Origin of the sequence: Pseudomonas sp. TMW22080, assembly GCF_022496745.1 — a bacterium.
Lineage (GTDB): Bacteria > Pseudomonadota > Gammaproteobacteria > Pseudomonadales > Pseudomonadaceae > Aquipseudomonas > Aquipseudomonas bubulae.
Genome location: NZ_SCFF01000006.1, coordinates 418,912 through 431,800 on the forward strand (window position 1 = coordinate 418,912; position 12,889 = coordinate 431,800).

Genomic DNA, 12,889 nt, shown 5'->3' on the forward strand with positions numbered 1-12,889 from the left:
CAGCTTTACTTGCTCATGCTGCCCAGGTTGAACACTTGCTCAAGCATGGGATTGAACACATAGCCTTTGACTGAATCACGCATTGGCAGGGTGTAGCTCTTTTGAAAGAGGTAAACGTAAGCGCTGTCGGCGAGCACTTGTTTTTGCGCCTGCTGGTACAGCTCGGTGCGCTTGCCCGTGTCGCTGGTGGTTGCCGCTTCACGGATAAGGGTGTCGACCTGGGGGTTGCTGTAGAACGAGCGGTTGCCCTGCAGACCCTGCATTTTTGAGTCGAACCAGAAGTTCATGAACATGTAGGGGTCGGCGAAGTCCGGGCTCCAGGTGCCGACGGCGATGTCATAGTCGGCCTGGCCGACACGTTCGCGCAGGGTGGCGTTGGCGGTCTTTTCCAGCTTGAGGTTGATGCCCAGGGGCATCAGCGCGGCTTGCAGGGTCAGGCCGATCGGTTCCCAGTTGGCGTCCTTGTCCGAGTACATGTAGCTCAGGTTGGTGATTTTCTTCGGCACTTTGGCCAGGCTCTCGGCGGCGGCCTGCATGTCCTGTTTCATGGCGGGCAGCGAGCTGTCGTAGGCCCACATGCCGTCCGGGATCGGCCCGTTGAGCAATTCGGCCTTGCCCTTGAGAATACCCTTGACGATACCGTTGTAGTCCACGGCCTCGGTGATGGCCCGGCGCGCATCGACGTTGGTCAACGGGCCCTGCTTGTTGTTCAGGTACAGGTAGGTGACCCGCAGCGACGGGTATTCCTTGACCACCACGCCTGGTTTGCTGGCCAGTGAGCCGAGCTGGTCTTCAGGCATGTCTTCGATGATGTCCAGGTCACCGCGCTCCAGTTGCAGGCGGCGTACCGAAGGCTCGGCGATGATTTTCAGTACCACGGTTTTCAACGCCGGCTTGGCCCCGGCGTAGTGGGGGTTGGGTTCCATGGTCAGGGACTGGCCTTTCTGCCAGCTGGCCAGGCGGTATGGGCCCGAGCCTGCGGTATGGCTGGAGAGCCAGGCGTTGGCTTCAGCGCCCTTGTTGGCCACCAGCGGGTTGACGATGGACGCGCCATTGTGGGCCAGGGTAAACAGGAACGGTGCGAACGGGGTTTTGAGGGTAAAGCGGACGGTTTGCGGATCAACTACTGCGACCACCATGTCTTCCGGGAATGCACCCGACGGCCCTTGCTTGAGGGTCATCAGGCGATCGAAGGAAAACTTGACGGCGTTGGCGTCGACTTCGGTGCCGTCATCGAACTTGTTGCCGGTTTTGAGCTTGAACTCCCAGACCAGGTTGTCCGGCGACACAGTCCAGCTTTCGGCCAGGTCACCCTGGACTTCGGTGCTGCTTTTTTCGCCGTCGGTCTTGTAGCCCACCAGTCGCTGGTACGACGGGTAGGTGATGGTCCAGTCGTTGTTGTCGAAGGTCACGGCCGGGTCCAGGGTCTGCGGGTCGGCAGGCTTGCCGATAATCAGCGTGTCCTGGGCGGTGGCCGCGGTTGCGGCTTGCCAGGCCCCTAGGCTCAGGGCGGCGCAGAGCAGGCCAGGCAGCAGTGAGCGGGTACGTGAAGCGGTGGTGCGGGTCACGGTATCAGTGAGGGTCATGCCGGTTTCCTTCAACATTTGATGTCTGGAAGTAGGTTTATTTTTGGAATCTATAACCGGGCAGTAGCAGGTCAAGCAGGTGTGCAGCGTTTTCTTGTTGTCTTCAAACAGTGGCGCTGGCCTCGAAACTCTGTGGTTTCGTGGGCCGTATCATTCGTTGATCAGGGGGTAGTCGTCGGCGTTGGGCAACTCGTAATGCCACCACTCAGTGGCAATTGCGTGGAACCCGGCGATCAGCATGATGCCCAGCAGCAGCAGGCGATTGCGCTGCACGTTGACCGGCAGGTCGGGGTAGAACTGATGGGACTGGTCTTGCATCGCGTCAAAGGCGGTGCCCATGTCCAGCGGCTGGCCGTCGCTGTCCACCAGGGTCAGGTCCACGGCGACGCCGCGGCTGTGATGGGAGCCCAGGTGCGGGTCGCGCACGTAGTCGCCATTGGGCAGGGCTTCCCATAACAAAAACTGTGCATAGGGCGGTCGGTAGGCGTCATAGATACGCAGGGTAAAACCCGCCAGGCTGGCCAGCTCGACGGCCTTGCGCAAGCACTGGGCGGCATCGCGATGCAGCTGGCAGCGGGCGTTGGGGTAGATCACTTTGCCGGCCAGGTTGTCGGCGGTGGCATAGATCATCTCGATCTGTACCTGGTACTGCTCGGCATCGATATCAACGAGCGGGCTCGGGCTTGCAACGCTTTGGTTCACACAAACACTCCAGTGCTGTTTTGTTTTGGGCGAGGGGCTCAGCCTTCGAACTGGCCGAAAGCTTTTTGCAACTGACGGTTTTTGGCCAGGCGTGCATCCAGATGCTCGCCGTATTTTTCCGCGACGGCCGACACCAACAGGTTAAGCAGGCACGCCAGGGGGGCCGGTGAATCCCAGAACTGGCCAACATCGGTCTTGATCTGCAACAGATCCAGGGTCGGGTAGTCACGGGCCCAGGGGCACTGCAGATCGGTGATCAGGGCCAGCGGTAAATCGTTGTCGATAGCGGCGTCACAGAAGGTCTGGGTGACGCTGGAATAGGCGCGAAAATCGGCAATGATCGCGTAGGGGTTGGCAAAGCCGGAGTTCAGGGTTTCGGCATAGATGCCGGAAAGGCCGTCAACGTAATAGACCTTGGGGCGGATGTATTCGAGGTGGCTGTGAAACGCGGTGAGAATCCCGCGGGTGGACTGGATGCCGAGGATAAACACCGCATCGGCTTGATGAATGCGCTGCACGATACCGGCAAAAGCGTCGCTGCGCGCCAGGCCGTAAACCTGCTGGATGGCCTCGAGTTCGCGGTGCATGGAGCGTTCGAGGGCATCGTCGTTGGTGTTTTCGGCGCGAAAGGCGCCGATGCGGTCGGTGATCAGCCAGGAGCCGGGTGCGTCACCGCGCAGGCTCTGCTTGACCTCATCGAGGTTCTGATAACCCAGCGAGCGCAAGAACCGGCCTACGGAAATGCCGCTGGTGCTGGCCTGCTGGGCAATGCTGTCGGCAGACTCGAACGGCAACTGCTGCGGATTGCCCAGCAAGTAACTGGCGATGCGCTTGCCGGTGGGGGTCAGGTTGGAGAACTCATGTTCCAGCAACTGAAGAAAACTGTTCTTTTCCGGGGACATAGGAGCACGCCAAGCATGTGATTGTTATCGGCGTGTCATTTTCTCGCCTTCTGTTAGCAACATAACATTTGTTTTCGAAACAACACAATGTCTTTTCTGCGGGTTGCGTTTTTTCAGCAATGGCGTGTTTTTAACGGTTGCAACGAGCACCCTCGGGGCTCGCCTGGCAGTCAGAGCGCGATGCCCCTTTCATGCCAGGCCATGTGGCCAAGATGGCGAGCTTGTTCAAAGGTTTTGACTTGCTGGCTTTGCCCGGCGTGCCGAGCACCGCCATGGTGATTGATGTTTGCGAGGTGTGGGTGGGTGAGAAGGACATCGTTGTGCGCCCGCGGTACTCAGTCACACCACGGCTGGAACCTCACAGATTTGCCAGCGATCAGCCTGCCAGCCTGCCAGGTGAGGGGGATGCGGGTGGGGTTGCAAATGACGGGGGTTTTTCGCCGGAGATGGTCGTCTGTTGCAGGAAATGGCCAGGCACTAACAGGCGTAATGTTGTTAGTCTGAACTGTGGGAGCTACTTTGCTCCCACAGAGGACTAAGGTTGCAGATGCGCTCAAGGTTTGACTGCTGTGGTTGTGCCCGGCAACGTTTTTAACGTTGCTACCAATGCCGGATCAAAGTACGCCACGTCCAGCCAGTAGGTTTTACCCAGCAACTGGCCAGCTCCATACCAGGGAATATGGTTGTAGCTCAGGTTCAAACCGTTGTAGTCGTACTCAAATGAATGTCCGCTGCTGGAGGTAAACTTGAAACCGGTGTCAGAGTATTCCTTCAACGTATACTGATCATTCTTGGCGTTGGTATATAACTCCTTGACCCGCTGCAAGTACCCGGGGGCAATGATTGTAAACAGGCTTTTGGCACGCTGGTTGTATTGATCCAGGGTCAAGCCTGGGGTCTGTGCCAATTGACTTGCAATAAGGGCAAAGACGTCTGCATCGGACTTGGCGATTGCCAATTGTACCCGTAGGTAGGTGTTCAGTTTTTGTGGGTCTATATGCATCGTTCTCGGGTGTCTTTCCCGCGTTTGTTCGTTAACCGTTTCAACCATGAAATCGCTGGTTCTTGGCAGCACCATTGGCGAAGTTGCAATGTAGGCTGCGCATGCGGTCGCCCGGTGAGACATGTCCGGATCCACCAGCAATGATAATGGATCGCCCTTTGCTGGCGTTATGCTCAGATCGACACCCTGTTTTTTCAAGGTTTCAGCAACTTGATGCGCGGTACTTTCACCGCGAGCCATTGCGCAGACATGGTGCATCATCACATCGTTACGCTGCCCTTCGACCATGGGAACCATCCCCATGACTGCCCTCTGGATTATTGGCAGTGCCGGGAGCATTACGCCATGCGGCTCCCTGTTGGCGAAAATTTGTGGAGCGCCGTCGCAGCCTGCCATCAGCGCCAATGAGATAACCCATCCGGTTGTTTTGAGCAATGACATGGTATTCGCCCTGTTTTTTTGGATTAACGCCCCGGCACCAATGGAGCCGTGCCGGGGCGGCAGTGACGGGTGTTGACCGTCGTTGGTAACTGCTTCAGTTCATGCTCACCACTGGTAGCCCACACCGACACCGACCCCAAAATTGCCCTGGGTAGTGGTACTGGCCTGGAGCTTGGCCACCCAGTGGCCGTTATCGGAGACTCTCGACACGCCGAACGACAGCGCTCCTTGCCCACGATAGGTGGCAGCGCCCAAAGCTGTCATGCTGGCGCCAGCAACGTAAGGCTGTGGCAGGCTGGCCATGGCCATGGCCCCGGCGATCCCTGCGCTCAAGACACGGTCCTGTTTCTTCAGGTCGCTATTGAGCTGCGAGAAACGTTGGTCGGTGTAGTTGTTGGCATTGTTGGTGGTGTTCGCCGAAATGCTGTTGAGTTGATCGAAATTCACCGCATCGGTGCCCTGGGTTGCTGCCGCGACATGGGTGATCTGCCGTTCGCTGCCTGCTGCCCCTACCGAAACGCTGTTGTCGCGAGTGGCTGTCGAGTTAGCACCCAGTGCGACGCTGTTTGTAGCTGTAGCTGTTGCTCCGTTGCCCACCGCGACTGCTTGCTCCCCGCCGGACTTGGCACTGGTACCAATGGCCGTGCTTTTGTTGCCGGAAGCTTGCGAGCCGGCACCGCCCGCCACCGCATCGGTACCTGTGGCCGCAGGCGTGGGCAATGCACTGGTGTTATTGACCTGGAACATGCCTTCCGTTCCGTTCTTGATATTAGTGACGTCGTTAAGGACCTGTGAGACATTCCCGCCTATGTTGTTGACCGCCGTATCGGTGTACTGATTGGCCTGTGTTATGGCACCGCCAAGCTGGCTGACATTGACTGCATCGTTGGGTGCAGAACCTGCTGCTACACCGGTAATCTGGCGACTGCCCTGCGCAGTACCTACCCCGACTTCCCCCACGGATGTTTGCAATGTAGTCAGGCCCGTAGCGGTGTATCCCGCCTGTGCGCCGACGGTAGTGATCGAACCCGAGCCCAGGGCAACGCTTGATGCATGACTGGCTACAGCCCCGGCTCCCAGCGCTACTGACTGTTCACCTTGGGCCTGGGCCTGGGTACCGATGGCAACCCCGGAAGCCATCAACACCTGGCTGTTACCGCCCAATGCAATCCCGCCAGTTGCCGCCTGGCTGACCACGGCGTTGTTACCCATCCCTATACCGTTGTCAGCATTGACGACAGTTGCAGGCCCTACGGCGATGGCGTTCTGGCCTATAGCCAATGAGTCCTGCGGGTTAACAGAATTGGCGTGGAAGAACATGCTGCCGGTGGAACTGAGTGAGCCGACGGCTCCGCCCAATTGACGCAGGGTCACGGCATCCTGGGCACTGGTCCCGTCCGCCAGATTGATCAGTTGACGATATTGACCGGCTGAACCCAGCGAGAGCGCACCCAACAATGTTGCATCCGTCGTGTCGTAGGCTAAGGTGCTGCTGCCTGCCGGGATGGCGCCGCTTGCTGGTGCGATGGCACGGTCCGATACCGATCCCTGCCCCAATGCAACCCCTCCGTTTACCGATACGCTGGCCAGATTACCCAGTGCCACGCTACCCGTAGAGCTTGCCAGAGCTCCGGCACCGGCGGCGAAGGATTGAGCAGCACTGGCCTGTGCTTGAGGACCGATAGCGATGCTGTCCAGGCCTGTGGCCGCGCTGTCAGCAAGGGTTGAACTGGTGTGGAAGTACTTGATGCCTGCGCCGCTATTGAAACTGTTGATCGCGGTTGTATTGCCGGCGATATTAGTGGTGTTTGTGGTGACCTGTTGATTGGTGGCGAACAGTTGGCTGCCGTTGATGGCATCGGTACTGGTGCCGCTGATCTGACCAGCAGCCACATTGGTGATTTGCCGTTCTGCCCCGACACTGCCGACGCTGACCACGCTGCCCGGTGTGGCACCGGCAAAAGTGTAAGTGACACCGCCGATGGTTGCCCCGCTGGTGCCGACTGCTGCGGCAGTAGTGCTGTTGGCGCCGAGAGCAACGGCACCGGCGTTACTGGATGTTGCGCCGGAGCCCAGAGCCAGCCCTTGTGTTGCGCCTACAGCCACTGTGGCCGCATCACCCAGGGCAATGGAACCTGCCTCGTTGGCCTGGGAGAGATTACCCAGGGCCACGCTGCCTTGACCATTGGCGGTGTTGTCGGCGCCCATGGCGACTGCGCCGGTACCTGTTGCAGTGTTGGGATCACCGATGGCCACGGCGCCGTTACCGGTTGCGATATTGCCTGCGCCGATGGACACGGCTTTGCCCCCTGTAGCCTGTGCCGAGGTGCCGATGGCTACTGCATCTGCAGAGTTGGCTAGCGAGCCGTTACCCAGCGACACAGAACCGGCTGCGCTGGCACTTGCCCCCGAACCGGCTGCCAGGGAGTTGCCGCCGCTGGCGGTGGTGTTGGCACCGAGGGCGATATCCGAGGCATTGAGGGCCTGGGCATTTGCTCCTGCCGCTGTGGCATCCGAACCTGTCGCCGACGAGTCGGCCAGTGTTGAGTTAGTGTGGAAGTACTTGATACCTCCACCGCTGTTGAGAGTGTTGATTGCGGTTGTATTGTTGGCGATATTGGTGGTGTTGGCGGTGACCTGTTGATTGGTGGCGAACAGTTGGCTGCCGTTGATGGCATCGGTACTGGTGCCGCTGATCTGGCCAGCAGCCACATTGGTGATTTGCCGTTCTGCGCCAACGCTGCCGACACTGACCACGCTGGCGGGTGCTGCCCCGGCAAAGGTGTAAGCGACGCCGCCGATGGTTGCCCCCGTGGTGGCGACTGCCGCCGCCGTGGTGCTGTTGGCGCCGAGTGCAACGGCACCGGCGTTACTGGATGTGGCACCGTTACCCAGGGACACCGCTCCGGCTGCGGTGGCACTTGCCCCCGAACCGGCCGCCAGGGAGTTGCCGCCGCTGGCTGTGGTGTTGGCACCAAGCGCGATATCCGAGGCATTGAGGGCCTGGGCATTTGCTCCCGTCGCTGTGGCATCCACACCTGTCGCTGAGGAGTCGGCCAGTGTTGAGTTGGTGTGGAAGTACTTGATGCCTCCACCGCTATTGAGGGTGTTGATCGCGGTTGTATTGCTGGCGATATTGGTGGTGTTGGTGGTGACCTGTTGATTGGTGGCGAACAGTTGGCTGCCGTTGATGGCATCGGTACTGGTGCCGCTGACCTGACCAGCAGCCACATTGGTGATTTGCCGTTCTGCGCCAACGCTGCCGACACTGACCACGCTGGCGGGTGCTGCCCCGGCAAAGGTATAAGCGACACCGCCGATGGTTGCCCCCGTGGTGGCGACTGCCGCCGCCGTGGTGCTGTTGGCGCCGAGTGCAACGGCACCGGCGTTACTGGATGTGGCACCGTTACCCAGGGACACCGCTCCGGCTGCGGTGGCACTTGCCCCCGAACCGGCCGCCAGGGAGTTGCCGCCGCTGGCTGTGGTGTTGGCACCAAGCGCGATATCCGAGGCATTGAGGGCCTGGGCATTTGCTCCCGTCGCTGTGGCATCCACACCTGTCGCTGAGGAGTCGGCCAGTGTTGAGTTGGTGTGAAAGTACTTGATGCCTCCACCGCTATTGAGGGTGTTGATCGCGGTTGTATTGCTGGCGATATTGGTGGTGTTGGTGGTGACCTGTTGATTGGTGGCGAACAGTTGGCTGCCGTTGATGGCATCGGTACTGGTGCCGCTGACCTGACCAGCAGCCACATTGGTGATTTGCCGTTCTGCGCCAACGCTGCCGACACTGACCACGCTGGCGGGTGCTGCCCCGGCAAAGGTGTAAGCGACGCCGCCGATGGTTGCCCCCGTGGTGGCGACTGCCGCCGCCGTGGTGCTGTTGGCGCCGAGTGCAACGGCCCCGATGTTGTTGGATGTTGCCCCTGAGCCCAGTGCCAACCCTTGGGTAGCGGCGTTGACCACAGTGGCTGCATCGCCCAGGGCAATGGAACCGGCGCTGTTGGCCTGGGAGCTATTACCCAGCGCCACGGAACCTTGGCCTGTTGCCGTATTGGCATTGCCCAGGGCCACGCTGCCCTGGCCGTTGGCGGTATTGTCGGCGCCCATGGCGACTGCGCCGGTGCCGGTTGCCGTGTTAGGGTCACCGATGGCGACAGCGCCGTTGCCGGTGGCTGTGTTGCCTGCGCCAATGGATACGGCTTTGCCGCCAGTGGCTTGCGCCGAGGTACCGATTGCGACGCTATCGTTCGAGTTAGCCAGAGAGCCGCTACCCATGGAGATTGCCCCGGTTGCGGTAGCTCTTGCGTTCGAGCCGATAGCCAGGGAGCTGGCAGCGGTTGCCTGTGAAGTGCTGCCGATAGCAATGCCGTCTTGGCCAGACGCTATCGTGCTAGCTCCCAGGGCTACGGAGGCTATACCTGAAGCAGTGCTGCTGACGCCTAAGGCCATAGAGCTTGCACCAGAGGCCCTGCTATTGAAACCAAGCGCGGTAGCGTTTATGGCTAAAGCTTGACTGGAAGTACCCACAGCTGTCGAATTTTGGCTGTTGGCAACGCTTTCAGCACCCAGGGCGGAGGCTCCCAAGTCTGAGGCATTGCTGGTTTCGCCCAATGCGACAGAGTTAGTGCCAGAAGCATTACTAGATAATCCGATAGCAACAGAGGAAGTGCCGGTAGCGACGGCAAGTCGCCCGAATGACTCAGAGCTGTCGCCTGTTGCAACGGAAGCCTCACCGATCGCAACACTTCTGTTCCTGGCAGTGGAGCCAGAGGCGGCGCTAATGGCTACGGAATAGAAGTCTACGGTCGCCGGCGCACCACCATTACCTGTTGCCGAACTGTTACTGATCACGCCTCCCGATATTGCCGTGCTGGAAAAGGCAAATGTGGGTAGCAGCCCTAATGACAGTCCAACAGTAACAATCACTAATGTTCTTATGCCCTTGCAAGGTCCGCTTTTATTTTTCTTGTGCGCAAACTCACTAGTGACTACCCAACTGCCCAAGGAGTAATTCCATACCACAGAAAAAATCTTGTTCATGATTGTTTATGGCGGGATGTACGCCAACCTCTGATGAAAGAATATGATGTGCATCAGAAACTACCGCCTTTGCATGCGGTATCTGAGTGTTGGTTAAAGACCAGGGCGCTTGTGACGAGCGGGCGGGGCTTTGTTGTGCGCAAGCCAAATGCTAGTTGCTCCGGCACAATAAGGGGTGTGCATGTTGTCCGAGGCCTCTTGAGGGGAGGTAGATGTTGCTATCAAACAGTGTTATTGGATCCGGTTTTAACAGTGTGAGCGCGTTACTGATATTTAAGCTATAAGTCGCGCACGAAACCATGGCAGCCCAGCAGTGAGTAGGTAGTCTTGATGGCTCATATTTTTAAAGTAGTACGGCTGTAGGTTATTTCAAGTTGTGTAACTAGTGTTCGGATGTTTTTCGTGCGAGTAAAGAGGTGGGCTGATTGTTTTTAAAAAGTATATGTGTAATTAAAAGGGGGGGTCCTGCGCTGGCATGATTGCGGTTGGGTAAGTTTTGAGTGGTTGTATGGCTGCTCAAGAGATTGAAAATGATCATTTTTGTCTTATTTTTAATGGTTTTCGGTGGGTGCACGTTATGTCTCTTAATGTAAAGTCCAGACCACTTGGCTGTCGTTGTGAAGGGGCGTTTGTAGTAGAAGACGGTGAAATATCAATTCGATCTTAATGTTATGAGGTTTTAGGTATGAGTCAGCGCAGCAGGTCGGTGTTGGCGATAGTTGTTATATGGTTTGTTTAATCTGATGTGTTTCTGCGTGGCTGGTGGCAGGCTAGTGGCGCCTTGTTGCAGTTTGAGTGGTCGCGCATGTGCAGTCCTGGTAATGCAATTGCTCGGCCTTGTAGTGTGGGGTCTCAGGTGATGAGGCGAGGTGTGGGGTGGTTTTTGTATGTCGGTTTTAATATGGGTGATCTTTAATTTTATGATTTTAATTTGCATTGTTGTTATGGCGGTCAGTAGTAATATAATAAATATGGCATGGCGAAAAGAACCAGAGGGCGCTGCCCGGTCACGATGTTTTTGCTGGTGTAGCCTGTGTCTGAACGAGCGGGGGATAGGTTCTGTACAGGTTGCTCATGCGCTTGTGTTGAAGTCCCTGCTGCAAGGGTAGTTGCCTTCTTTTCGATGTTTACTGACGAAGAGCATATGTGGGGGGTCGTGAGTAGCGTCAGTGCATTCAACGGCGGAGAAATGTTTCGCCTGGATGCTGTAGTTCATTGCGCAATATCGGCTGACAGCACTTTCAGTCTATTGACTATGGCCCGCTCTCATCAGGCAGCGCGGGTGTCGGCGTTGTTCTTCATGGTGCCGCTATTGGCATCGGTAATGGCGAACTAATTGCTCGATGAGGTCATGCCAGGGTTGGCATGGCATGGCATGGCGTGGCGTGGAGTGGAATGGTTGTTGCTGTGCTGGGGGTTTGGCTCGCTGAGGGAGTGACGTTGAACATGACCCGACACCAAGCAGTTCTCGATTGGTGGCAGTCAAGCGAAGACCTCGCCAACCACTCGAAACAATGAACGATGGCATAACCCGAAAAAATCGCAGCGAACAAAACAAAGGGCCTGCACGAGGAGTCTCATGCAAGCCCTTGATTTGTTTGGTGCCCGAAGCCGGAATCGAACCGGCCCGTCATTATGAACGGGGGATTTTAATTCATAAAATTTATTTTTTAAAAACAGTAGGTTAGATCTGTGTCTGTGTATGTTTCGCAGCGAGACGGTGCCAGGACCCTGAAGGCCATTGCTTCTACGTGATCAAAAATAATTGCTGTGAAGAATGCCCGTCAAAAATCATTTGGTTGGGTTGCCTTTTTGCCGCCCCTTTGACGGATGTAAATCTCGGTCATCACGACCGTTGTATGCCCCAGCTGGCCACTGAGCCTGAGTCGTATCTCGGCGGTGTGCTTATTGTATTGCCGTTGGTGCTGACCGGTGATGAGCAGGGAGTCCAACTCTGGAGCTGAGTCCTAAGAGGATCGTGTTTGTAGCGATTTTTACCAGCCGTTGCTGGTGTGTGGTTTTATATTGTAAATGCATTTACAATTATTTTGACCCTACAGACGCAAGGCAAAGGCCATGGAAATCAAAGAGTCTATTGAAATCAGATCGACCCCCGCGCAAGTGTTCCGCTTGTATAGGGATGCGGGACGGTGGGCTGACTGGGACCCAGAAGTGAGTAGTGCCAGCTTGCCTGGCGGTCTCAAGTTGGGAGCCAAAGGTTGGCTTAAACCCAGGGTAGGGCCCAAGGCTGGCATTCAGATTGTTGAGATGACCGAAGAAAAGTCGTTTTCGGCGCAAAGCCGTTTGCCGTTATGTCGCATGGAATTCGGGCACCTGCTCACGGAAAAAGAGGGGGGCACTGTCGCAACTCACTGGGTTGAATTCTCCGGGCCATTGAGCTTTCTGTTTCGATACCTGATAGGTAGATCCATCCAGGCAGCGTTACCCAATACGATGCAGGGGCTTAAGAAGTCCAGTGAAGCCCGGGCAAGCTCCCTATGAGTGTGAGCAAGGACGGCGTCGAGGAGAACTGGAGTGGTTCTGCCTTCGCGGGGCCAAGCGACAGCCCTGGATTCAGACTCTGGCGCGACTTTTTGGACTGGCAGCGTCAACTTAATGTCCGCTTGAAGCCCTTGGGGCTTACCCAGCCACAGTTCGCTATCCTGGCTGTAAGTGGTTGGCTGACTAGAGAGGGCGAGCAGGTGACTCAGCATGGAATCGCCAGTTTTACCGGTATGGATCGCATGCATATTTCGCAAATCATATCCCGCCTGGGTAAGGACGGGCTTATTGAAAAGCAAGTGAACCCGCAAGATCATCGCGCAAATCTGGTGTCACTTAGCGAAGAGGGCCACCGACGATTGCGTGCTGCTATGCCGATTGTTGAAGGCTTCGACAAAGAGTTCTTTCTAACGCGCAACACCTGATTACCTGTCTGGAAATCAGGTGTGATAACCCCCGAGCCCGGCCTAGTGCTGGGCTTTGTGTTTGCGCAGGAGAATGACGCCCGTTTTGGCAGGAAGACAGAGAAGGGGTAAAAAACAGAATCGCGGAGCGGTCTGTTTTTTTGCGGTGAAAAAACAAAGGGCCTGCACGCGAATCGCATGCAAGCCCTTGATTTGTTTGGTGCCCGAAGCCGGAATCGAACCGGCACGTCCTTACGAACGGGGGATTTTAAGTCCCATGCGTCTACCAATTTCGCCATTCGGGCGGTA

General features: G+C 57.0%; 7 protein-coding genes and 1 tRNA gene. 2 read left to right on the forward strand and 6 right to left on the reverse strand.

The window, feature by feature from the left end:
• Positions 1-5: 5 nt before the first annotated feature.
• The 5 genes from EQV96_RS21780 to EQV96_RS23285 all read right to left on the reverse strand — a co-directional run bounded on the left by EQV96_RS21780 (position 6) and on the right by EQV96_RS23285 (position 8,909).
• Positions 6-1,586, reverse strand: a complete 1,581-nt coding sequence (locus EQV96_RS21780) for an ABC transporter substrate-binding protein (protein ID WP_150628153.1) — start codon at positions 1,584-1,586, stop codon at positions 6-8.
• Between the two features lie 150 nt (positions 1,587-1,736).
• Positions 1,737-2,288, reverse strand: coding sequence for a D-alanyl-D-alanine dipeptidase (gene ddpX, locus EQV96_RS21785; RefSeq protein ID WP_095002831.1), 552 nt, complete (start codon positions 2,286-2,288; stop codon positions 1,737-1,739).
• Between the two features lie 38 nt (positions 2,289-2,326).
• Positions 2,327-3,190, reverse strand: a complete 864-nt coding sequence (locus tag EQV96_RS21790) for a MurR/RpiR family transcriptional regulator (RefSeq protein ID WP_095020712.1) — start codon at positions 3,188-3,190, stop codon at positions 2,327-2,329.
• 553 nt (positions 3,191-3,743) lie between these two features.
• Positions 3,744-4,634, reverse strand: a complete 891-nt coding sequence (locus tag EQV96_RS21795) for a hypothetical protein (protein ID WP_095002828.1) — start codon at positions 4,632-4,634, stop codon at positions 3,744-3,746.
• 105 nt (positions 4,635-4,739) lie between these two features.
• The gene (locus EQV96_RS23285) at positions 4,740-8,909 is read right to left on the reverse strand and encodes a YadA-like family protein (RefSeq protein WP_276616904.1); all 4,170 of its coding nucleotides are present in this window, start codon (positions 8,907-8,909) and stop codon (positions 4,740-4,742) included.
• 2,841 nt (positions 8,910-11,750) lie between these two features.
• On the opposite strand from EQV96_RS23285, the gene EQV96_RS21810 reads away from it, so the two are divergent.
• Both EQV96_RS21810 and EQV96_RS21815 read left to right on the forward strand, forming a co-directional pair.
• A complete protein-coding gene (locus EQV96_RS21810) occupies positions 11,751-12,176 on the forward strand; it encodes an SRPBCC family protein (RefSeq protein ID WP_095018644.1) in 426 nt (141 codons plus the stop codon).
• Complete coding sequence (locus EQV96_RS21815; RefSeq protein WP_095018645.1) at positions 12,173-12,601, forward strand: MarR family winged helix-turn-helix transcriptional regulator; 429 nt, start codon at positions 12,173-12,175, stop codon at positions 12,599-12,601. The genes EQV96_RS21810 and EQV96_RS21815 overlap by 4 nt, the downstream gene beginning before the upstream one ends.
• A 197-nt stretch (positions 12,602-12,798) precedes the next feature.
• Here the strand turns inward: EQV96_RS21815 and EQV96_RS21820 are convergent.
• Positions 12,799-12,885, reverse strand: a tRNA-Leu gene (locus tag EQV96_RS21820).
• Positions 12,886-12,889: the final 4 nt, after the last annotated feature.